Below are 23,261 nucleotides of genomic sequence, written 5' to 3' on the forward strand. Positions count from 1 at the left end.
TAAAGTTTAGTGTTGATATTACTTCAAAAAGGAACTTCCATTTTTATGGAAGTTCCTTTTTTATATTTGGCTTATTCAATTAAAGCTCCCGTTTGTGGAAGACTCAGTTTCGAGATGTTCCGGGGGTTCATTGCCTTGTTGAGCGTTAGGGGTGGCTGCGAAGCCACTCGCTTTCCTGCGGGGATGGCGGCATGCCTCCTCGGACTTCGTCCTGTGGGGTCTCGCCAGCCCATCCATTCCCGCGGGAGTCTCGCAGCTTCCCAACCACCCCTTTCATAGTAAGGAGAAACGACCCCTATACCTAGAGGAATTGTTCCCTCTTCCCCATATTAAGGCAGGCATAAAGTGCTCTGTATCAAGCTTATAAATTCTGAATGCCTGCTGTGGAGAGGTTATATCCTCTAATTTCCACAGTCATTCAAGCTGATTGTTCCAGTAGTGATTTAGAGAATCTGCCATGGCTAAGGGGCGGAAGGAAATGGCGAGACTCCTATCTTAAGTGTGCAGGCGCCTCGTTCAGCGGCGTATGGACTGGACTGAGCTGGAGGAGATAAAGGAAACACGAAGAACGAAGAGATTCGATGTTGACTTATCGTACAGAAGTGAGGGAAGTCTCACTAGCCGCTAGGCGCAGAAACCGGATATCTACGAGGAAAAAAGTGCAGGGTGAGACCCCGCACGGCGTTAGCCTGAGGAGGCTCACCGCGCTCCCGCGGAAAGCGAGCTATTCCCCGTAGCCCTATTCACTCAAAAAACATCTCGAAATCAAGTCTTCAACAATCGTGCCATTTAGCGAAAGGCTCCGTTTCGAAATCATAATCCAGCAAGATTCAATGGTTGGATCGTGAACAGAGCCTAAATAAAAGAGACCCTCTCGACTGAACTGTAACCTCAAAAATGGACAGTTTAATAAAAAGTGCTAGGCTGCTAGTAGGTGACCTCGGTATTGTACCGGGGTCATTTTTTGTAAGGACCACTGATATCGACCTTCATTGTAATACTCCATGTATTCTTCAATCGCTTGCTTGACTTCAAAAACAGAAGTGCATGTTTTAAAATCTATCCCATCTTTCATGTGCCCGAAGAAGGACTCCACCGGGGCATTATCCCAACAGTTACCGCGACGGGACATCGACTGATCCAAACCTAGATTACTGACTTTCTTTTGGAATTCCGGATGCGTATAGTGCACGCCCTGGTCGGAATGGATAAGACAGTCTGGGTGGGGAATAAAGTCTTCGCGTTCCATTAAGTTATCAAGCGTCGTGTACACAATGTCCATCTTTAAGGATGTTGAAAGATGATAAGCTAGTATTTCTCTTGTTGCGCCATCTTTAATTACGGATAAATAAGCTTTCTTCCCTTTCGCATAGTAGATATAGGTAATATCTGTTAGAAGGACTTTGTGTGGTTCTTGTTGATCGAATTGACGCTCCAATTTATTCTCGCACGTCTTATGCTCTTGTGTTGCTTGAGCGATTTGCTTATAAGGGTTTGATCTCCGAATACGGCACACCAGACTGTACTTCTTCATAATACGGCGGATACGCTTATGGTTCATCACAACGTTCTCTTCGTTCTCTAAAATCATTTTGATTTGGAGGGCTCCCACTTTTCCATTTTTCCGGATATACACGTTCTTAATCAGCTTGTAATCCGCCTCATCTTTCTGCTCTCTTTTTGCGCGGGTACCTTCTGATTTTAACCAATTATAATAACCAGAGCGACTGACGCCCGCTAACTCACAAAAATATTGGACCAACTCTGGGAAATTATGATCTCTTACCATTTGTTCAATAAGCTGAAATTTTTCTGATGTCGTTACTTGTTCTTCTTCGCCTGCCTTTCGAGTTCGTCGAGCTTTTTTACGAAGTCCAGCTCCGCCTCTAGATACGCAATGCGCGCTTCTGCTTTCTTCAGCTTATCTTCAGAGGAAAGCTCTTTTGATGAGGGGCGCCCTGTCGCACTTTTCCCTCGGCGTTCGGTGTAAAACCCATCTTCTCCGTACTTCTGAAACGTTTCTCGCCAGCGCTTTATACATTGTTTTGGCTTTTTAACACCAATAATAGAGAGATCGAATCCATGTTCGACAAAGATTTGGTGAGGTCCTTTCCCTTTCTCGTTTTCCTTCACAGCTTTCACTTTGAAATCAGGAGAATAGGTGATGGATCGATCTGAAACTCTTAAGATGTTTGGGTTGGACTCAAGTTCTCTTCTTTGTGATTCAGTAAAAATAATCTTAGGCATGTTTATCCCTCGCTCGCATTAGTTAATTCGATTATAAATGGACAATCGAGGTCATGAAACACAAAAAACCCCGAATAAGGGCACTTTTTTATCAGTGTCCATTATTCGGGGTATAGTTCAGACAGTCATCTAGAGGGTCTCTTTTATTTGGATTTCTCTAATTTCCTCATCCTCTTCTGCCCTTCTCTACACAAGTATAATAAAGGACATTCTTCGCAACTGGGACGTTGAGCTTTGCAGTGGTATCGTCCAAAAAAAATCATCCGATGATGAGTCAAGCTCCACTCTTCCATGGGGATTTTCTTCATTAATGTTTTTTCGACTTCCAACACAGAATCTTTCCAACGGCAGATACCCAGTCGTTTGGAAACACGCTCGACGTGCGTATCTACAGCAATGGCAGGTTCATCGAACGCGACGGAAGCTACCACATTAGCGGTCTTCCTCCCCACTCCTGCTAAACTTTCAAGTTCTTTCTTCGTAGGTGGAACTTCTCCGTTGAATTGATCGACAAGCGTTTGGGATAATTTTTTTATGTTTTTTGCTTTGTTTCTATATAAACCAATCCGTTTGATATCCTCTTGAAGCTCCTCTAAAGAAACGGATATATAGTCTTCCGGTTTCTTATATTTTTCGAATAATTGAGGAGTGACTTTATTCACTAAGGCATCTGTTGCTTGGGCAGACAACACGACAGCCACCAGAAGTTCAAAAGGGTTGCTGTGCGTCAGTTCGCACTCTGCTTCCGGAAACATTTCTTCGAACGTATCTAAACATTGTTTGATTTGTTGTCTATTCAACATTGTGTATGTTATGAATCCTCCTCCAGCCAATTATAATAAAGAGAAATATCCCGCTTTTTACTCTCCTGTTTTTGAGGCTTTGTTGTTTGCTGTCCCTGTCTGAACTGTTTTCCTTGTTCACGGGCTTGTTCGACTGTTTTCACACCTTTACGCTTCCATTCTCTCAAAATGCGATCAATGTATTTAAAATTCAACTTACTCATCAATACAGCTTCTCTTAAAGCTGCTTTGATTAGTGCCGGAGATTGTTCTTCCTCATCAAGCCAGATGTTGATGTTTTCAATCTCAAATGGAGATAGCGGCCTGCCGAATTCTTGTTCAAATAATGGAAAGATATGCTCTTCATAAGAACGATCGCTGCCTTGAGGTTTAGAGGCTGCTGTGAAAAGTTTTTCCCACAAGGGTTCCAGCGAATAAAATTCGTTCAGGACACGATGTTCATTTTGATTCTGTTCGATGGTCATCATTCTTTTTTGGATCAGGCTCCTAAGAACACGCGAGCATTCCTGAGACGAAATAGATAAGTGCGCAGCCAGCTGCTCTGGCGTAGGAAACCCATTTCCTTCCGTACGGAACCGGTGAATTTGTAAAAGAACGACCAGTTCTGTTTCGTTCAATTTCAGCTGATGATAATTTTCCAATAGTTTTGCTGGAACGACCATTTGGTTATCCATGATGTTTTGAAAGCTTTGGTATTTAGCCAAATCAATCCCTCCATTCTCCTGCTTCATGGAATGAAAAACACCGACACGCCCGGAGGGGCGAAAAATCGGTGTTCCTACATGATGTCATTCAATAATTTGTAATCATGGGTATAGACGATTTAAAAGACGTGGGAATGGAATCGTTTCACGGACGTGCTCTACTCCGGATATCCAAGCCACCGTACGTTCAAGTCCCAAACCAAAGCCGGAGTGTGGTACGCTGCCATATTCACGTAATTGTAAATACCATTTGTAGGCATCGCCCGTTAAATCGTGTTCTTCATATCTTTGCTTCATCAATTCCAGGTCATCGATTCTTTGAAATCCACCAATGATTTCTCCATAACCTTCGGGTGCGATCAAATCTGCGCACATGACGACTTCCGGACGTTCTGGATCCGGCTTCATGTAAAATGCTTTAATTTCAGCCGGGTAGTTCGTAATGAATACAGGTTTATCATAACTTTCTGCAATGGCTGTCTCATGTGGAGCTCCGAAGTCTTCGCCCCACTCGATATCATCAAATCCTTTATCCTTCAGGAGTTGAATCGCGTCATCATAACTGATGCGTGGGAAAGGTGCTTTGATGTTTTGAAGCTTCTCTGTATCACGGCCAAGGGCATCAAGTTCAATTTTGCAATTTTCCAGTACGGATTGAACGACGTGAGCCACATACTGCTCCTGCACTTCTAGACTATCTTCGTGATCCATAAACGCCATCTCAGGCTCGATCATCCAAAATTCTATCAAGTGACGACGAGTTTTGGATTTCTCAGCGCGGAAGGTAGGACCGAAACTGAACACACGTCCAAATGCCATGGCAGCTGCTTCCATGTACAATTGGCCACTTTGGGACAAATAAGCGTCCTCTTCAAAATACTTCGTATGGAAGAGTTCTGTCGTTCCTTCTGCTGAGGATCCAGTAAGAATAGGAGGATCGATTTTAACATAACCGTTATCATTAAAAAATTCATACGTCGCGCGTATAATTTCATTACGCACTTTCATAACAGCATGTTGACGCTTGGAACGAAGCCAAAGGTGACGGTGATCCATCAAAAATTCAGGGCCATGCTCCTTCGGTGTGATCGGATAATCCACCGCTTCATGAATGATTTCGAAATCTTTCACCTGCATTTCAAATCCGAGCGGTGAGCGTGTATCTTCTACAATAACACCCGTCACAAAAAGAGAGGATTCCTGTGTTAATGCTTTCGCCTCTTGGAATTTCTCTTCACCGATCTCTGCTTTTACAACAATCCCCTGCATGAAGCCTGTTCCATCCCGAAGCTGCAGGAACGCAATTTTCCCGCTGGATCGTTTATTGCTCAACCATGCTCCAATTGTCACTTCTTCTCCAACGTGTTTTGACACTTCTGTAATCGTTGTTTTCACTCTAAAAACCTCCAAAAGCTTATGATTGATGTTTGTTTACAAAATGTTCAATACGATCCGCTGCTTTTTCAAGCTGATCGAGAGATGTGGCATAGGACAACCGGACGTTATCAGGGCTGCCAAACCCAGACCCGGGAACGAGGGCTACTTTTTCTTCGTCCAGCAAAGCTTTGACCCAGGAATCCACATTTTCAAAGCCGCCTTGTTCCGCCGCCTGCTTCACATTCGGGAACAGATAGAATGCTCCTGATGGTTTCGCACAGCTCACTCCTGGTATTTCGATCAGTTTCTGGTGGAGTACATCAAGACGCTCCTTGAATGCCTGTTTCATTTTAAATACTTCGTCTTCCGATGCTGTATAGGCAGCAAGCGCAGCGTACTGAGCGATTGTAGTCGGATTGGACGTCGAATGGGAAGCCATGTTGGACATTGCTTTAATAATGGTTTTATTACCAGCTGCAAAGCCGATCCTCCAACCTGTCATCGAATGGGATTTGGAGACACCATTAATAATAATCGTCTGATCATAAAGTTCTTCCGACAATTGAGCAATGGAAACATGTTCTTCTTCTGTATAAACCAATTTTTCATAGATTTCATCTGATACGATCATAATGCCATGTTCAAGACAGACGTCACCGAGAGCCTTCAATTCTGACTCTGAATACATCATACCCGTCGGGTTACTCGGTGAATTGATGATGACCGCTTTAGTTTTAGAAGTGATCGACTGCTTCAATTGTTCCGGGGTCAATTTGAAATGATTCGCTTCGTCCGCCGAAACGATGACTGGCTTTCCTTCAGCTAATTTGATCTGTTCTGGATAGCTTACCCAATAGGGAGCAGGAACTATGACTTCGTCGCCTTCATTCAATAGCACTTGGAATAAAGTGAATAACGCGTGCTTAGCTCCTGTTGTAACGATAATTTGTTCGTTCGTATACGTTAATCCCTGGTCCCGTTTCAGTTTAGCAGTAATGCTGTTCTTAAGTTCAGGGACTCCACCTGAAGGTGTATATTTGGTCTTTCCTTCGTCCATCGCACGTTTGGCAGCGTCCAGAATATAAGCCGGGGTATTGAAATCAGGCTCCCCAGCGCCGAGACCGATGACATCATGCCCCTCAGCCTTAAGTGCTTTCGCTTTCGCTGTGATGGCCAATGTTGTTGAAGGTGTCAAAGATTGAACACGTTGTGCTAATTCCATAAACGTCCGCTCCTTTTAATCATTCTGTCTGAAGGCAAAGCGCTGATCGAAGGCTTCACCTTTTAAAGTAAAATAATCCATAACGTAACGATTCTGGTCATCAATATAGGTCAATTGATAAACAGGTTTGTTTTCTTCAAAGCCGTACTGAATATCTTTGAACGTACAGTTGGAGCAATTAGTCTCCCATTTTTGCTGCATTTCTTCGGTAGTTACCATCTGATCCATAGAAACTTCATCCAGGATGGTGTTTTCTTTTAAATCGATGACCATCAATGTTTCTTTGGATTTTCTTACGCCTTGAACAATGTAATACTCTTGAGTCCCATTATAGGTGGAAACATGGTCGATGCTGCTTAAATTCCCTTGTTCCATAGCTATTGCTTCCGCTTCAGGGTGTCCAGCTTTTCTATCCTGATTCACATCAATATAGATCCAAAGGAACAGAATAAAGGCGGCTGTCATGACAATTCCTGTTATAGCCAGCGTCCATTTCAACCAACTAGGTACGGTAAATGGTGAAGACTGCGGTCTCAGCATCGTCATCATCCAGTGCCAATCCAAACATTAGATTATTTTCTTTCAATGTACGGTTCAATGTATCAACAATTTTATACAAGTCATCCGTTTTTTGTATGCGTACCGTAGATAATGTTTCAATCTTATTTTCCATCGGCAAAAACCTCCATATACGTAATCCGACTATTATTATAACAGGTTCTACACAATCATTTTCATCAGATTTATAACCATTCCTCGATCTTATTGATTAATCGACGAGTGGATTCATAGGTTACAGGAACATCAGGTAGCGAATGGAGGAAGTATTCCCCGTAGCGTGCTTCCATTATGCGCTGGTCACAAACGAAAACCACTCCGCGATCTGAACTGCTGCGGATCAATCTTCCAAATCCCTGTTTGAAACGGATGATGGCGTGCGGAAGTGATTTTTCCATAAACGAATTTTTTCCTTCTTGTTTCATACGGTCGTTCCGTACCGCCTGCACAGGCTGATCCGGAGGCTGGAAAGGTAACCGGACTACCATCAGGCAGGAAAGGTCATCTCCAGGGATATCCACGCCTTCCCAGAAGGAACTTGTACCAAGTAAGATGGCCTGATCGAACGCCTGGAAATTCTTTTTCAGACGGTCTCTGCTGCCACTTGAAACGCCCTGAGCGAAAACCATGAACTCTTCCGGGTCAATAAACTCTTTAAGGAGAGTGTATGTTTTTCTCAACATCTCATAAGAAGTGAATAATACAAGCATTCTTCCCTTCGTCACTTCTGCTACAGAGTAAATCGCTTCACTAAGTGCCTCCACAAAAGCTTCAGGATCATTTTTCACATTTGGAAAATCGTTGGGGACCATCAATTGGACTTGTTCCTTAAAATGATAAGGAGAAGGTATGATGGTTTCAAGGGTATCCTTGATATCCTTTAGTCCGAGCGATTTCCGAATATAAGCAAACGAATCATTTGTAGATAGTGTAGCACTGGTTAGCACCGCGCTGCTCTTTCTGCTGAATAAACGCTGTTCGAGAAGCGATGCGACATCATAAGGTTCACTGAATAAGTAAATAGCGTTGACAGCGCCCTCTCCTTCGATTTCTATCCATTTCACTTCATCCTGTCTTGTAAAGTCAAAATAATGGATGAGCTGGGACCGGATCTCGTGACAGACGTCGATTTGATTATTCAAGCGTGATAGAAGAATAGGAATGCTGTAATCTTCATTGACTGCCAGCTGCCCCCTCAACTGCTCTTCCATCCGTTGCATATGCACAATCAATTTTTTGATGACAGCTAAAAAACGATGGGACATCTCTTTCGCCGTATCTATGAACCTTGGGAATTCACCAGGCTTCAATAGGAGCTGAGTACGACCTACATCACTCTTGCCTTTTCCTGACTTCTTTTGTTTTTTGACGCTTTGATACATATATCTTGAGAAATGGCTCAATTCTTCCTTGGCTTCGTCGATCGACTGCTGACCTCTGGCTAGATTCGTATAAAAATCCGCCTGGAAAGACCATTCTTTGTACAGCCTTTTATGGAAGACCTCTCCGAACAGAGTCAATTGCCGCTGTAATTCCCGGTAATTCATCCGCACCCCAAAATAGCGGCTCGCCACAGCCTCCAAATGGTGAGCTTCATCGATGATGATCCGGTCGTAATCAGGCAGGACGTTTTCCTCTTTCATAATATCCATACAAAAAAGGGCGTGATTCGTTATGATCAGGTCTGCCTGGGCGGCTTTTACCTGAGCCCATTCAAAGAAGCTGTCATCGGTATAACCGAGTTTAACCGTTTTACTGGATTGTTCGGAAGATACTTTATGCCAGAATTGCCTTCCATTGGATGGAAGTTGGATTTCATCCACATCCCCTGTACGTGTCTGTGTCAACCATACAAGAATCATGGCTTTGGTCAGCGCAATATCATAATTATCCTGGTGGGAGCGTTCCAATTCATAATGAAAGTGAATCAAACTAATATAATGAGCTTTCCCCTTATAGAGTACAGCTTTGATCGGCCTCGGAAACATCCGTTCAATTTTTGGTATTTCATCTTCAAGCAATTGTTTTTGTAAACTCGTCGTATGAGTGGAAATGACGACCCTTTCCCCACTCTCCATCGCCTGAAATGCAGCAGAGAGTAAGTAGGCAACCGATTTCCCTGTACCGGCACCTGCTTCAATAACCGCATGCCGACCTTCGACAAACGCCTGTTTAACGGCAGTCGTCATTCGCTGCTGGCCTTCTCGCTTTTCATAAGTAGGCATTAAACTGCCAAGTCCATTTTCCCCCTCGAAAACTTGTGCTTTCCAATTGCTGAACGGTGGTAGCTGCACCCTAGGAGACAAAGCCTCACGGACCTGTTTCCTTACAGCGACTCCGTGTTTGATCATGATATCGGATTCTATAGAATTCCCATAACGCTTCTCTTCCAAATACTTTATAAAAAAGGCTCTGAAGTCACTTTTCAACTTCCCTTCAATGATAAGCAGATGGTGAAGCGTCCGTTCTGGAAGTCCCTGCAATTCTTTTAATAGGTGCAGTAGAAGGTCCGCAGTTACCTGGGCATCTGATAACGCACGGTGGGGACTGTCATGCCCCATTTCCAACCGTTCTGCCAGCTGCCCGAGTTTGAAAGTAGGGGAAGTTGGCATGAGAATGCGTGCAAATTCTACGGTATCTATTATAGGATTATGTAGTGGTTGATAGCCACATCGTTCCAATTCACCATTCAGAAACCCAAGATCGAATTCAATATTATGAGCGACGATATAGGCATGTTGAAAAAGAGGATAGACATCCTCTACAATTTCAGAAAAAAGCGGGGCATCCAGGACATCGTCATTGTCAATGCCGGTCAATGACCGGATAAATGGCGGAATATCCTTCTCTGGATAAACTAGAGATGAGAACTCTTCCAATACCGTCCCGTCTTCCTCCATAACCACCACACCGATTTCGATAATGCGGTCTCCTTTTGATGGTGCATTTCCAGTTGTCTCCAAATCCACGATTGCAAATCTCTTCATGATATCCCTACTTTCACAACAAAAAGGAAGGACCTTGCCTTCAAACGTGGCACAGATCCTTTCTTTACTCGCTAGTCAGTGCTATAGCGGCAGCGCTTTTAATGGTGGTTCTTCTTCAATGATCCGCTCGACGGAATTACTTTCGTCCATCAAAGCGATTTTAGGACGGAAATCTTCCAACTCTGATTCATCTACCATGGCATAAGAGACAATAATCACGATATCATCAGGTTGAACACGCCTTGCCGCTGCTCCATTCAAACAAACTACTCCACTGCCCCGTTCGCCGGCGATAACATAGGTTTCCAGACGCTCACCGTTATTATTATTTACAATTTGGACTTTTTCGTGTGGCAGAATGCCGACTTGATCCAACAGATCTTCATCGATGGTCACACTTCCTACATAGTTCAGGTTCGCCTCGGTGACGCGGGCACGGTGTATTTTAGCTTTCATCATTGTTCGCAACATGTGAATAGGCCTCCTTCTCGATCACCCGTAAAGAACATGTCCGTCTTTATCGAACACAACATTGTCAATCAACCTTGCTTGATCGTAAAAAACAGCTGCAGCAAGAATGACCGGACGATCGATCTCCTCTATGAATTCTAACTCAGGATATGATAATAATTCAATATAGTCTATCTTACCACGAGTTTTCTTTTCAAGAAACTTCTCTGTTGCGCTTAAGACCGATTCTGTAAACTTTTGTCCTCCGCTCACCAGACTTCTTCCATATTGGAGCGCTTCCTGTAAAGAAGGAGCTTCCTCCCGCTCACCGTATGAGAGACGAACGTTCCTGCTGCTTTTAGCCAGGCCGTCTTCCTCTCGGACTGTCGGTACAGGAACCAGTGTGATTGGAAAGTTATAATCATCAATCAAGGCATCAACAACGGCCACTTGCTGGGCATCTTTCATACCGAAGTAAACTTTGTCGGGACGTGTCATATTAAAAAGTTTCGCAAGCACTGTAACGACACCGTCAAAATGTCCCGGGCGGCTTTTACCACACAAAACATTGGTCCGTTTGACTACCGCCATTTGTACAGACATAGGTCCGGGATACATCGTTTCTTTGGACGGTAGAAAAACAAGGTCCACTCCATTTTCCTCAGCGATCGTCCGATCCCGTTGTTCATCACGCGGATATGTATCCAAATCTTCGTTTTCTCCAAACTGTAAAGGGTTGACGAAAATGCTGAGAATAACTTTATCATTCTCTTTCCTTGCTTCCTGGATCAAGCGGATGTGCCCTTCATGTAAATATCCCATAGTAGGAACAAATCCGATTTTCTTGCCTGCCTTCGTCCATTCAGAAACCAGTTGTTGGACATGATCAATATCGTTCGTAAATTCCATAATCTTCCACCTTATTTCTCTGGCATTTCACTTGGATCCATCGTAAACGTATGAGCTTCTTCCGGAAACGCCTTGGTCTTCACTTCATTCACATAAGTGCGCACAGCTTCTCCTAAAAGATGATTGCTATCTATATAAGTTTTGACGAACTTTGGTAAACGATCAACACCATAGTTCAAGATATCGTGATAGACGAGCACTTGGCCATCACAAGCAGCGCCTGCGCCAATTCCAATGGTAGGAATCGACAACCTTTCTGTGATTCTCTCGGCCAGCTGGCGTGGGACGCATTCAAGAACAATTGCCATTGCACCAGTTTCTTGAATTTCCAGGGCTTGCTCAAGGAGCCGTTCTGCCGAGCTCTGATCTTTTCCTTGCACTTTGTATCCTCCCAAAACGTTGACTGATTGAGGAGTCAAACCGATATGACCGACCACAGGAATTCCAGCTTCGACAAGTCGTCTCATATAAACGGCAACGTCTCCGCTCCCCTCAAGCTTAAGAGCTTGAGCTCCTGTTTCCTGGAAAAGCCTTCGCGCATTCCTCAACGTATCTTCTTCTGATATATGATAAGACATGAAAGGCATGTCAATAACTTTGAACGTATCCGGTGCCCCGCGGCGGACGGCTTTCCCGTGATGAATCATATCATCCATGGTTACCGGAATTGTAGAATCATATCCAAGTACCGTCATTCCGAGGCTGTCTCCGATAAGAATCATATCCACTTCTGCTTGCTCCGACATCTTAGCTGATGGATAATCATAACTCGTGATCATGACGATTTTTTCTTGGTCATACTTCATACGCAAAAACTGCCCTTTATTACGCATGGTATCCTCCCTCTCCCCAATGGATTTCTGCTGAATACAATTTTTCTTCCTGACCATCCCTGCTTCTCGCCCGCAGAGCGCCATCTGGTTCTATTCCTACAAGCGTAGCCTCCCAGGTATTCTTCATCGTAGAGATCGTAACTTCCTCTCCGATTTTGTAGCCGAAATGTTCCCATTCTTTCTTTACAGGTCCGAATCCTTCAGCTTCAAACTGCTCATACGTTTCTTCAAATAGACGAAGAATGTGCTGCACAGTCTGTTGTATATCCCAGCTTTCATTTGATTCGATGTTTAGGGAAGATGCTTTATACTGAATATCTCCAGGGATTTCCAGACTCTCCTGATTCACATTCATCCCCATCCCAAGGACAATATATTGAATCGTATCCTGCTCTGCCTGCATTTCAGTAAGGATTCCTGATACTTTCTTATGATTGATCAGAAGGTCATTTGGCCATTTGATTTGGGGGGTAAGCGAAGATCTCTCCGCAATCATTCTTGCCAATACAGTAGCCGCAAGGAGTGTGATTTGTGGAGCCTGGACAGGAGGTAAGTTAGGTCGAAGAAGGATGCTCATCCAGATTCCTTTCCCCTTTGGAGAGTCCCAGTTTCTGGACATTCTCCCTTTCCCTTTCACCTGTTCATCCGCGATGACGACTGTCCCGTGCGGTTTCCCATGTTTGGCAAGTTGGTGGACGAGTTCCTGGGTGGACTCCACCTGATCATAATGGTAAAGTTCATGACCCATCCACTTAGTATCCAGTCCCCACCTTAGTGTATTTTCACTGATTTTATCAGGGGAAGAGACGATTTTATACCCTTTACGCTGAACGGCTTCGATAACATAACCGTCCTTTTTCAATTCGTTCATATGCTTCCATACGGCTGTCCTGGATATACCAAGCTTTTCAGACAGCTCTTGTCCTGAAATATGCCCTTTTTCTTTATGAAGGAACTCGATCAGTTCCTTGCGGGTGGATTCCATTTCCTCACCCACTCCTTTATTATTTCGTAGTCATTATCCACTCTGCCTGATACGACACCCTCTTCTATTTGTTCCATCCATTCACCGATCCAACGTCCTTTGGGTCGCTCCGGGTGCAATGCCATGAGATCTTCTGCTTGAAAAGCAAGCTCCTTTTTATTATGGATAGGCAGGGAAGCATAGGCCTTCCTCATCCCATCTTCCCCTCCATCATCTTCTCCTGAAACTGCCAACAATAGTCTGGAAAAGGAGGAAAACAATGAAGGTTCCAGATGGTAGACGAGCATTGGGGTTACTGCTTTTGTTACTGTAAATCTCTGATAAGCTAGCAGAAGCTGCTCCGCTTTTCTCTTTGTATCTTTTGAAAGTCTCCAAGCTTTCATGAAATCTTCAACCGTCCATTGGTTACCTTGGAGGACATAGAAAGAAATGATTTCATGCCAATGGTGTAATGAGACAGAAGGTAAATAATTCAAAATGTCACCATTGTTTAAGAGCGGCAGATGTTGGGACAGCTTAGAAGATTCCAGCAGTTTCAAACCTGAGACATAGTCAGTGCCTTGAAAGATTTTTTCTGTTTCTACCGAGATCCTCTCAATGGATATGTGCTCAAGCAAATGGGAGAACCTGTATAAAGCTTCCTCGGTTTTCTTTTCTAAACCAAAGGCTAGTTGGCTCGCGAATCTAACTGCTCGCAACATTCGTAAAGGATCCTCCTGAAAGCGCTCAGCTGCTTCTCCTACCGCTTCGATGATTTTGCACCTGATAGCCTCCTGGCCATTAAAGGGGTCCACAAGCTTTCCATCTCGACTCATAGCCATTGCATTCATTGTGAAATCCCTCCGGGCAAGATCATCCGTGATGCTGCTCACGAATATCACTTCATCAGGATGTCGAAAATCTTCATAGCCTCTCTCCACTCGGTAGGTCGTCACCTCATAAGAGATGGAATGATAACGAACGATCACAGTCCCGTGCTCAATCCCTACAGGAATTACCTTTTCAAAAATATCCTGTATCTTATGGGGGGGCTCGGAGGTTGCTATATCAATGTCATTTACTTTTCTGCCGCTTAAATAATCACGGACAGCTCCCCCGACAACATAGGCTTCCCCACCAGTTTCTTCAATTTTCCTGATCACTTCGAAAGCAGGTTTGAATATTTCTTCAATACTCATCGTTCAACACCTGTCTATATAATGACTCATACTGGCTGAGAATCGTACGGGTCGCGAACTTATCGTGGACGATATTCCGTGCCTGCTCGGCCATGGTAGCATGAATGTCTCTGTCCTGTAGTATTCTTTTAGCGAAATGTGAAATCTGCTCAATGTTACCAAGCTCTGCAATGAAACCAGTCTCCCCATGATCAATGACTTCAGGTATACCTCCAATGTTTGTACCGATACATGGAACACCACAAGCCATTGCTTCTAACAAAACAAGTCCGAAACTCTCTTTTTCGGACAACAGGAGTTTCAAGTCGGATATAGAGAGCAATTCACTGACGTTTTCCTGTTTTCCTAAAAAGAGGACCCGTTCTTCCAACCCCAGCTGCTGAACCAACTGATGACATTCGGAATATTCCGGACCATCGCCGACCAGGAGCAATTTAGCCGGCATTTCCTGTGCAACTTCAGCAAATGTATGGATGACATCCTGCACTCTTTTCACTTTGCGGAAGTTGGAAATATGGATGAGGACGGCGTCTTCCTCTCTGATTCCATAATGCTCCTTTAATCTTTCATCTTCCTTCCGATGATATTCCCTCTCGTCCACGAAATTATAGATCACGTCAATCTCTCTGTCTGTATGTAGCATTTCTTTTGTCTGATCTACAAGACTTTGGGAAACGGCTGTAACTCGATCGGATTGTTCAATACCGAAACGTATCATTTGTTTCAGACTGGAATCTATACCGAGTACCGTTATATCGGTCCCATGAAGCGTCGTGATAATTTTTACGTCGCGGTTACACATCTGCTTGGCTAAAATGGCGCAAATGGCGTGCGGCATCGCATAATGGACATGAAGGACATCCAATTCTTCCCTATTTATGACATCTGCCATTTTAGCGGCCAAGGCTAAATCATAGGGGGGATGCTGGAAGACCGGATAGTTGCTGACCTCCACCTCATGATAATAAATATTCGGATATACTCGGTTCAACCGGAAAGGAACCTGGGAAGCCACAAAATGGATTTCATGCCCCTTCTCTGCCAGCAGTTTTCCGAGTTCTGTTGCGATGACACCCGACCCTCCGACGGTCGGGTAACACGTGATCCCTATTTTAGCCATAAATCGTTCACTCCTGTTATCTGTTCTGTTCAATGATACCTTTCCAATCAAAATCTCCGTGGTCAAGAGCCTGGATCATTATATCAGCCATAGCCTGGTTCGTCGCTACAGGAATTTGATGAACGTCGCATAGCCTCAGTAGTGCACTGATATCTGGTTCATGGGGTTGTGCAGTCAACGGATCACGGAAAAAAACGACCATATGCATTTCTTCACTTGCAATCTTGGCACCGATTTGCTGGTCGCCTCCAAGAGGGCCTGATAAGAATCGTGTCACAGTTAAACCAGCTTCATCTGAAATTCTCATCCCTGTTGTTCCTGTAGCAAAAAGTTCATGCTTAGATAAGATGGAATGATACTTTTCTGCAAAACGGATGATATCTTCTTTTTTCTTATCATGCGCAATTAATGCAATCTTCATAGTTTCTTATCTCCTTATTAGTCAAGTAAGTGTTCAAGACCATAGACGAGGACATCTAGATCCATTACGCGCTCCGCTGCCAGTTTCACACCACTCATAAAAGATTCACGGTGTATGGAGTCATGTTTGACGGTAAGGGTTTCCCCGTGACCACCAAAAACAACCTCCTGGTGCGCCACCAGTCCCGGTAGCCTCATGCTATGTATTTTCATACCGTCTACATCAGCACCTCTAGCACCTTGGATGGTCTCTGTTTCTTCCCCATGGCCTTGTATATGAGGTTCGCGGGACTCTCTGATCAATTCAGCCGTTTTGATAGCCGTCCCTGAAGGTGCGTCCAGCTTTTGGTCATGATGTTTTTCAATGATTTCAACATCAGGAAAGTGTTTAGCCGCCCATTTTGAAAACTGCATCATAAGGACAGCACCTATTGCAAAATTCGGAGCAATAACAGCCCCCACGCCCTTTTCAGATGCCAGGTCTTTTAATTCCGAGAGTTCTGCTTCAGAAAAGCCTGTCGTTCCAACCACCGGTCGTATCCCATTTTCAATCGCGATTTTCGTATGTTTATACCCGTTTTCAGGGGTTGTCAAATCAATCAGCACATCCGCTTCCATTTCACTAAGACATTTTTCTGCATCCTCAAAAATGAGGGCTTCCAGATCAGGGAGCCCTTCCACTTGAGCCACGGCCTTCCCATCATTCTTCCGATCAATACAAGCCACTAATGTAAGACTTGATTGGTTCTGGATCATACGTAATGCCTCACTGCCCATTTTACCACGCGGTCCTGCTACAATCACTTTAATGCTGTTCATTCTCCGTTCCTCCTTACTTTCTTGTCCAACGGTCTTTATCCCGTGTTTCGATTTTACTCATTGATTGGTTAAACGCATCCGAGAGATCAATGTCCAGGGAATTCGCAAAACAGGTGAGAACAAAAATCACATCGCCAAGCTCTTCCTCAAGTGCTTTATCCTTTTCTGAACTTTTCTTCGGCTTTTCCCCGTAACGATGGTTGATTTCACGTGCCATTTCTCCTACTTCTTCAGTCAGCCGTGCTTGAAGACTAAGGGGGGAGAAATAGCCTTCTTTAAATTGTGATATGTAATCATCCACTCTTTGTTGGATTTCATTTGTCGTATAGTTCATATAAAAACCTCGCTTCTGCTAAAAGACTCTCTCTAAATGTTAGCCAAAAGGCGGCCATTTGACAAATTTTTTAGTTCAGACGGGTGAAAAAACTTTCCTCGTTCATGACTTTCCAATTTTATTTCCATTCGGTGTAAGTCTTAAGGACTTTTAATTTAGGAGGCTCTGTTAAAGTTCAGTGTTGATATTTGCATCAAGATGGAAGTGACAACGAATGATAGAATGGTAAAAGAGAATTTATGTCCAAATGTCGAAACCTTTAGATGATCTCCTTTCACGATCCAACTATTGAATCTTGTTGGATTATGATTTCGAAACGGAGTCTTTCGATAAATGGCAGGATTGTTGAAGACTTGATTTCGAGATGTTTTTTGAGTGGATGGGGCTGCGCGGAATAGCTCGCTCACCGCCCGCCCCATGGAAAGCGAACCTTTTCCCGAAGCCCCTAGAATCACACAAACATCTCGAAGCTGAGTATTCCACAAACGGGAGCCTTAGTTGAATAAGCCAAATATAAAAAAAGGAACCCCCATAAAAATGGAAGTTCCTTTTCGCAATAATATCAACACTAAACTTTAACAGAGCCAATTAGAAAGAAGCGATAAAAGTCCTTTCGCCCTTTGAAAGAATTTGTGGAAGGAGGGGAATTGGAGGACTCCTTTTTCAGGTTGGAAGAGCTTCTTAAAGGAGCGAGGGAAGTCTCTCTAGCCGATAGGGATTCTAAGAAGCTTGGGGAGACTCCATTGGACCGACGACAAGGAGTCTCATGAGGAAGTTCGATTATGTCCTGCACACCCTGTGCCAACATTGAACACCCCTACTTCATGTGGAGTTCCATGGAAGCGATGATCCCCCGCAGCCCAGTCCTGATCCTTTTAAAGGATGGGACTAGAGACAAGAAGCATATTGCCGTCAACCTTCTAATTATCTATAATTGAAGGCGTGTGATCAAATACTGGAGGTGTACATATGAAAATCTTTGGCTTGAAATTGAAAAACATAGTATGGATCTTAATTGGATCCGCGATTTTTTCATTCGGGCTCGTCCATTTCAACATTCAAAACGAATTAGGAGAAGGTGGTTTTACGGGGATCACCCTATTACTCTTGTACTTATTTGAATGGGACCCTGCCATTATGAACATCGTGCTCAATATTCCTGTCCTTATCATAGGTTGGAAAATTCTTGGACGGACAACATTCTTTTATTCATTAATTGGAATTCTGGCAGTATCCGTATTCATATCCATATCCCAGCATTATATGATCGAATTTAACCTGACTGATGATCTGACGCTTGCCTCCTTATTCGCCGGTGTGTTTATCGGTGTCGGGCTAGGAATCATCTTCAGATATGGCGGTACGACCGGAGGTGTCGATATTATTGCCCGTCTCATGAACAAGTACCTTGGATGGAGCATGGGACGAGCCATGTTTATTTTTGATGCTGTGGTCATTTTCGTATCCATTATTACTTACCTCGAATATACGAGAGGCATGTACACATTGGTGGCCGTTTTTGTGGGTGCAAGAGTCATTGATTTTATTCAGGAAGGAGCCTATGCTGCAAGAGGCACGACCATCATATCCGAAAAAAGCGAAGAGATATCCCAGCGCGTCATGGAAGAAATGGATCGAGGAGTGACTGTTTTAGAAGGCAGAGGTTCTTTCTCCGGGGCGAAAAGAGATGTTCTCTACTGTGTCATTGGGAAAAATGAAATTGTGAGACTGAAATCCATCATCGACCATATTGACCCGCACGCATTCGTTGCCGTTAGTCATGTCCATGATGTCATGGGTGAAGGTTTCACACTTGATGAGAACAAGAATCCACTCGATTAATTTTGAACCGAAGTAAAAAGAAGCCGATCCTACATATAGGATCGGCTTCTTCTCATTATTCTTCATTCATACCCATGAACATGAACACGAAACGCAATAATTCCGCTAACGCTACCAGAGCACCAGCGACATAAGTCATCGCAGCCGCATTCAACACTTTCTTCGTTTTCCGCTCTTCATCATTGCGGATGACGCCAGTGGAAACCAACTGTGACATAGCCCGGTTCGATGCATCAAACTCAACCGGTAATGTCACTAACTGGAAGAGGACAGCTGCAGCAAAAAAGACGATACCAACCAGGGCTAAGCCCGTCATCTGTAAAAGGAATCCGCCGATGATCAGGAAGATTGAAATGTTGGACCCAAAACTGGCGACAGGCACTAATGCACTACGGAAACGCAGAAACGCATAATCCTGAGCATCCTGAATCGCGTGACCAACCTCGTGTGCAGCAACAGCAGCTCCTGCAGTTGATCTTCCGTGATAAATGTCTGTTGAAAGACGTATCACTTTTGAACGAGGGTCATAATGGTCCGTGAGATGTCCACGCACCTCTTCTACCACGACATTATATAATCCATTGTCATCCAGTATTTTTCTAGCTACTTCAGCTCCTGACATTGATGAAGATGTCGGGACTTTTGAATATTTTTTATAGGTGCTTTTCACCTTTGATTGAGCCCAGATCGGGATAATCATGATGAGCAAGATATAAATGATGAAATCCATCTTTTCATTCCTCCACTTTGGATGTGAGTATATAGGTCAATTTTAGTCAAAAGTCTGCGAAAAATCAACTATGAGAACTCTTCATCGTGTGTCCATTTTTCGAACTTTTCCTATAATTGATGGACCCTACATACAACAATGTGATGAAAACCGACCCGCCTACTAACAATACTACGGTGAAAAAAGCCTTCCATTCCTGTTTGGACTCCCACTTTAACAGGTCGGAAAACTGTTGGCTTACGGTCTCTCTGCCTGTCATTGAATCGACTACAGTCAACTCATACATGGATTCATCCATTTTCTTCATTTTTTCTTCATCCACATACTCGGCTGCAACGGGACGAATCAGATTCCAATCCCTCTCTAGGTCTTCTATAGATGTAGAAGAAACGGCGCGTGTGGAGATACTCGCAAGTCTGTTTGCAAGAATAAATGAAGGATTTTCTGCTGATGTAACTTCAAGAAACGTAAGCATTCCCTCTATTTGATGGGGATGATAACTGCTGCTCTGCCAATCCTTGGCGACGAAATCATTCCATATTAGCTGTTTTGAGTCAGAAAGGGTTTGAATGTATTGTTCCATTTCCTGAGTTTTACTATACCAGAGCTTCTCGGCGAGCTCATATTTACCATCCGCATGTAATCGACGGTATTGAGAGGCAAGAGATTCCCAATCCGGAGGGTCCTCCGACCATGCCGACACCTGGACAAATAGTACGAGTGTGAAGATAAGGGAACATATAATGACAATAAAAGCACGTCCCATTACACTTCTCCCCTCTCACATGTATTGTTTCATTATACGGAGAGGAAAAGTAATTTAGACCAGGGATTTCCGATCATTCGTTGCGATATATGCACATAGAATGCAGGCGACACTCAACCAAAATGTAAAGTATCCAATTTCATTCATATAAGGCATAATAGCTGGATAGACCGGCATCTGCCCAAAAACATAGTCGATCACATCATTGTGAAGCGTCCATAAAGCTGCAACAAGAATATGTTTCTTTCCAATTTTATAGAAAGGAGCATACAATAATCCTTGTATAGCCATGGCTCCATGAGAAACGATTAACATATAACCTGTCCAAGGAAGTGAGCCGTACTCGAGGAAGGTCAAACCATTCATGACAACCGCCCAAACCCCATACTTTAACAATGTAACGAGTGCAAGAGCTTCTATGTAGGGAACATTTCTCCCCCAAATATAGAACCCAAGAAAAATGGTAAAAAACAAACTTGCGGTCGGACTATCTGGAACAAATAACAGAAATTTAGGGGACGTGACTGAAAGTTGTGGTTCATACCATATGTAACCGTAAATCGTTCCCAATAAATTGATGACGAAAAGCAGCATCATGAAAGACCGATTGGACAATATGTAATGGACCCACTGCTTCATGGGGAATACACCTCCTATACAAATGTAGCCGCGCTTTTATGAAAAGCGCGGCTACATGAATAAAGTCATTTACTTCATGATTATTCTTCAGAACCGGTTCCTTCTGAGTCAGAATCTTCTCCAGATGATCCTTCTTCAGATCCCTCTCCGGAACCTTCATTAGATGAACCCTCTTCGGATCCCTCTCCGGAACCTTCACTGGATGAACCCTCTTCAGATCCTTCGCTGGAACCTTCATCAGAAGATCCTTCTTCGGATCCTTCGCCGGAACCTTCTCCGCCGCCAGCCTGTACAACGAATTCAGCGAGCTGCTGAAGTTCTTCATCAGAGCCACCAAAGATACCTGAAGGCATCTCACCGACACCATTTACTGCGATATCCTTGACCTGATCTACGGTTAATTCAGCTTCAATCAAAGAAGGGTAATTCCCCTGTCCCTGTAATGCATCGCCATGACAGCTCAAACAGTTGGCTTCATAGACAGCATATCCAGGGTGATCTTTGTTTATGGTCGATTCGACCGCTTCTACATTAACACCATACTTCTCTGCACGCATTTCGTAATCCGCATGCGAAACAGATTCATACGTCAACCAGAATGTAGCGATGAAACCAAGAAGCATCAACCCGACAGCAATTGGACGCTTATGAGGGCGACGCTCTGGTCCGCGATCCAAAAATGGTGCAAGTAATAAAGCTCCGAAAGCTAAGCCTGGCATGACAATAGCACCAAGCACAATATAATCTCCACCAGCAAATTGGTATTTCAGGAATTGATACAAGAACAAGAAATACCAGTCCGGCAGTGGAATGTAGCCTGCGTTGTTCGGATCTGCCTGTTGCTCAAGCGGTGATGGGTGAGCAGCAGTCAGAATTAAGAAACCAATCAGGAAGACAGACCCTACCAGCCACTCTTTCAATAAGAAGTTCGGCCAGAAGGCTTCTGTACGTCCCGGGTATTCAGAATAGTCTTTTGGTAAGTTGGCTTTTCGTTCGGCAGTAATACGTGAATCACCGACGAACTTCATTCCTTTTCCCCTATGCACAGCTTTCCCTCCTTTTTAACGATACGTTTTATAGTGGTCCGGAAATTCCTTGTTTACGGATCAAGACGAAGTGGAACGCCATCAACCCGAACAATGCTGCCGGCAGGAAGAATACGTGAATTGCAAAGAAACGTGTAAGCGTTTGAGCACCAACGATCGATGGATCCCCTGCAAGGAGTGTTCGTATTTGATCGCCGATAAACGGTGTAGCTGCTGCAATTTCAAGACCAACCTGAGTTGCAAAGTAAGCCTTGTTATCCCAAGGTAGCAGGTATCCCGTGAAGCCTAGTCCCAGCATGACGAAGAACAAGAGTACACCAATCACCCAGTTCAACTCACGAGGTTTCTTATAAGCTCCCTGGAAGAATACCCGCAGCGTATGTAAGAATAACATGACGATGACGAGACTCGCTCCCCAGTGGTGCATACCACGGACGATTTGACCATATGCAACTTCCCGCTGCAAGTAATAAACAGATTTCCATGCGTTTTCAATATCCGGCACATAGTACATGGTCAGGAACATACCAGATAAAATTTGAATGACCGTTACAAAGAAAGTCAATCCTCCAAAACAATAAACAAATGCGGAAAAATGGTGTGCTGGGTTTACGTGTTCAGGAACTTCGTGATCTGCGATATCACGCCATAGCGGGGTGACATCTACACGCTCGTCCACCCAGTCGTAAATTTTCTGAAGCATGTATTATACCCCCCCTCCTGAATCTTTCGCTTCACCTAGATAAAGCATACCTTCTTCTACTTTGAACTCAAACTTTGGCAGAGGTGCCGTAGGCGGAGTTCCAGGTACGTTGGTACCGTCTTTTTCATACCGTCCAGCGTGACAAGGACAGAAGAATTGATTCGGGTACTCCTCATTAGAGGCCCAGTCGACTGTACAGCCTAAGTGTGTACAGATCGGTGATAATGCTACAACTTCATCATTCTCATTTTTGTACACCCACGCCGTTTTCTGAACTTCTGATTCGTACCAGGCATCCACCTGGTCGATCGTCCACTCAAAACGCTGCGGTTCATTCGTAAGTTCGTCAACGGAAGCGACGGAGATGAAATCTCCACTCTCTTTCGTTTTCAATACTGGATCAATTGCAAAACGAACCATCGGCGCAAGCATTCCGGCTGCCATGAAACCGCCTACACCAGTGAGCGTGTAGTTCAGAAATTGGCGACGGGATACTCGTTTTTTATCGCTCATTCTTTTCCCCCCTCTATGCTGTAATCCACGCGACATGGATTGATTACACACAGTTTACTAGGACATTACCATGATA

24 protein-coding genes are annotated in these 23,261 nt (G+C 44.0%); 1 reads left to right on the forward strand and 23 read right to left on the reverse strand.

Annotated features, from left to right (window positions below; translation table 11 throughout):
* Positions 1 to 919: 919 nt before the first annotated feature.
* From ACXADE_RS10265 to ACXADE_RS10345, 17 genes are all read right to left on the reverse strand, one after another.
* Positions 920 to 2,247 (reverse strand): IS3 family transposase gene (locus tag ACXADE_RS10265; protein WP_474979588.1). Its coding sequence is split into 2 segments (ribosomal slippage): positions 920 to 1,875 and positions 1,875 to 2,247, totalling 1,329 coding nucleotides; the frame shifts between segments, so codons are not numbered across the junction.
* A 143-nt stretch (positions 2,248 to 2,390) separates the two neighbouring features.
* The gene (nth, locus tag ACXADE_RS10270) at positions 2,391 to 3,050 is read right to left on the reverse strand and encodes an endonuclease III (RefSeq protein ID WP_474980373.1); all 660 of its coding nucleotides are present in this window, start codon (positions 3,048 to 3,050) and stop codon (positions 2,391 to 2,393) included.
* Between the two features lie 8 nt (positions 3,051 to 3,058).
* Positions 3,059 to 3,754, reverse strand: a complete 696-nt coding sequence (locus tag ACXADE_RS10275; protein WP_474980374.1) for a DnaD domain protein — start codon at positions 3,752 to 3,754, stop codon at positions 3,059 to 3,061.
* 102 nt (positions 3,755 to 3,856) lie between these two features.
* A complete protein-coding gene (gene asnS / locus ACXADE_RS10280) occupies positions 3,857 to 5,149 on the reverse strand; it encodes an asparagine--tRNA ligase (protein WP_474980375.1) in 1,293 nt (430 codons plus the stop codon).
* A 19-nt stretch (positions 5,150 to 5,168) separates the two neighbouring features.
* Positions 5,169 to 6,353 carry a pyridoxal phosphate-dependent aminotransferase gene (locus tag ACXADE_RS10285; protein WP_474980376.1) on the reverse strand — a complete coding sequence of 395 codons (1,185 nt, stop codon included), beginning with the start codon at positions 6,351 to 6,353 and terminating at the stop codon, positions 5,169 to 5,171.
* 15 nt (positions 6,354 to 6,368) lie between these two features.
* Positions 6,369 to 6,893, reverse strand: coding sequence for a cell wall elongation regulator TseB-like domain-containing protein (locus tag ACXADE_RS10290; RefSeq protein ID WP_474980377.1), 525 nt, complete (start codon positions 6,891 to 6,893; stop codon positions 6,369 to 6,371).
* A complete protein-coding gene (locus tag ACXADE_RS10295; protein WP_474980378.1) occupies positions 6,856 to 7,026 on the reverse strand; it encodes a YpmA family protein in 171 nt (56 codons plus the stop codon). The genes ACXADE_RS10290 and ACXADE_RS10295 overlap by 38 nt, the downstream gene beginning before the upstream one ends.
* A gap of 70 nt (positions 7,027 to 7,096) precedes the next feature.
* On the reverse strand, positions 7,097 to 9,898 hold the full coding sequence (gene dinG / locus ACXADE_RS10300; protein WP_474980379.1) for an ATP-dependent DNA helicase DinG: 2,802 nt from the start codon (positions 9,896 to 9,898) through the stop codon (positions 7,097 to 7,099).
* Between the two features lie 81 nt (positions 9,899 to 9,979).
* Positions 9,980 to 10,369 (reverse strand): aspartate 1-decarboxylase, encoded by a 390-nt coding sequence (gene panD / locus ACXADE_RS10305; RefSeq protein ID WP_474980380.1) that lies wholly within the window; start codon positions 10,367 to 10,369, stop codon positions 9,980 to 9,982.
* 21 nt (positions 10,370 to 10,390) lie between these two features.
* Positions 10,391 to 11,257 carry a pantoate--beta-alanine ligase gene (gene panC / locus ACXADE_RS10310; protein WP_474980381.1) on the reverse strand — a complete coding sequence of 289 codons (867 nt, stop codon included), beginning with the start codon at positions 11,255 to 11,257 and terminating at the stop codon, positions 10,391 to 10,393.
* 11 nt (positions 11,258 to 11,268) lie between these two features.
* Complete coding sequence (gene panB / locus ACXADE_RS10315; protein WP_474980382.1) at positions 11,269 to 12,090, reverse strand: 3-methyl-2-oxobutanoate hydroxymethyltransferase; 822 nt, start codon at positions 12,088 to 12,090, stop codon at positions 11,269 to 11,271.
* Positions 12,083 to 13,075, reverse strand: coding sequence for a biotin--[acetyl-CoA-carboxylase] ligase (locus tag ACXADE_RS10320; RefSeq protein WP_474980383.1), 993 nt, complete (start codon positions 13,073 to 13,075; stop codon positions 12,083 to 12,085). The genes panB and ACXADE_RS10320 overlap by 8 nt, the downstream gene beginning before the upstream one ends.
* On the reverse strand, positions 13,051 to 14,253 hold the full coding sequence (locus ACXADE_RS10325; RefSeq protein ID WP_474980384.1) for a CCA tRNA nucleotidyltransferase: 1,203 nt from the start codon (positions 14,251 to 14,253) through the stop codon (positions 13,051 to 13,053). The genes ACXADE_RS10320 and ACXADE_RS10325 overlap by 25 nt, the downstream gene beginning before the upstream one ends.
* Entirely contained in the window at positions 14,243 to 15,373 is a 1,131-nt protein-coding gene (bshA, locus tag ACXADE_RS10330) for an N-acetyl-alpha-D-glucosaminyl L-malate synthase BshA (RefSeq protein ID WP_474980385.1), read from the reverse strand. The genes ACXADE_RS10325 and bshA overlap by 11 nt, the downstream gene beginning before the upstream one ends.
* Before the next feature lie 16 nt (positions 15,374 to 15,389).
* Positions 15,390 to 15,794: a methylglyoxal synthase gene (gene mgsA, locus ACXADE_RS10335; RefSeq protein ID WP_474980386.1), complete on the reverse strand. Its 405-nt coding sequence runs from the start codon at positions 15,792 to 15,794 to the stop codon at positions 15,390 to 15,392.
* Positions 15,795 to 15,811: 17 nt separating this feature from the next.
* A complete protein-coding gene (dapB, locus tag ACXADE_RS10340) occupies positions 15,812 to 16,612 on the reverse strand; it encodes a 4-hydroxy-tetrahydrodipicolinate reductase (protein WP_474980387.1) in 801 nt (266 codons plus the stop codon).
* Between the two features lie 13 nt (positions 16,613 to 16,625).
* Positions 16,626 to 16,946 (reverse strand): nucleotide pyrophosphohydrolase, encoded by a 321-nt coding sequence (locus ACXADE_RS10345; protein ID WP_474980388.1) that lies wholly within the window; start codon positions 16,944 to 16,946, stop codon positions 16,626 to 16,628.
* A gap of 969 nt (positions 16,947 to 17,915) precedes the next feature.
* Here ACXADE_RS10345 and ACXADE_RS10350 point away from each other — a divergent pair.
* Positions 17,916 to 18,788 (forward strand): YitT family protein, encoded by an 873-nt coding sequence (locus ACXADE_RS10350; protein ID WP_474980389.1) that lies wholly within the window; start codon positions 17,916 to 17,918, stop codon positions 18,786 to 18,788.
* A 55-nt stretch (positions 18,789 to 18,843) separates the two neighbouring features.
* Here ACXADE_RS10350 and ACXADE_RS10355 read toward each other — a convergent pair whose 3' ends face one another.
* The 6 genes from ACXADE_RS10355 to ACXADE_RS10380 form a co-directional block, all read right to left on the reverse strand.
* The gene (locus tag ACXADE_RS10355; RefSeq protein ID WP_474980390.1) at positions 18,844 to 19,518 is read right to left on the reverse strand and encodes a zinc metallopeptidase; all 675 of its coding nucleotides are present in this window, start codon (positions 19,516 to 19,518) and stop codon (positions 18,844 to 18,846) included.
* Positions 19,519 to 19,582: 64 nt separating this feature from the next.
* A complete protein-coding gene (locus ACXADE_RS10360; protein ID WP_474980391.1) occupies positions 19,583 to 20,284 on the reverse strand; it encodes a hypothetical protein in 702 nt (233 codons plus the stop codon).
* Between the two features lie 54 nt (positions 20,285 to 20,338).
* Positions 20,339 to 20,923, reverse strand: a complete 585-nt coding sequence (gene lhaT, locus ACXADE_RS10365; protein WP_474980392.1) for a lipoprotein heptaprenylglyceryl N-acetyltransferase LhaT — start codon at positions 20,921 to 20,923, stop codon at positions 20,339 to 20,341.
* 80 nt (positions 20,924 to 21,003) lie between these two features.
* Complete coding sequence (locus ACXADE_RS10370; RefSeq protein ID WP_474980393.1) at positions 21,004 to 21,969, reverse strand: c-type cytochrome; 966 nt, start codon at positions 21,967 to 21,969, stop codon at positions 21,004 to 21,006.
* Positions 21,970 to 21,997: 28 nt separating this feature from the next.
* Entirely contained in the window at positions 21,998 to 22,672 is a 675-nt protein-coding gene (gene qcrB, locus ACXADE_RS10375; protein ID WP_474980394.1) for a menaquinol-cytochrome c reductase cytochrome b subunit, read from the reverse strand.
* Positions 22,673 to 22,675: 3 nt separating this feature from the next.
* On the reverse strand, positions 22,676 to 23,185 hold the full coding sequence (locus ACXADE_RS10380) for a QcrA and Rieske domain-containing protein (protein ID WP_474980395.1): 510 nt from the start codon (positions 23,183 to 23,185) through the stop codon (positions 22,676 to 22,678).
* Positions 23,186 to 23,261: the final 76 nt, after the last annotated feature.

The sequence above is a fragment of the Halobacillus sp. ABR2_026 genome (genome assembly GCF_056158545.1).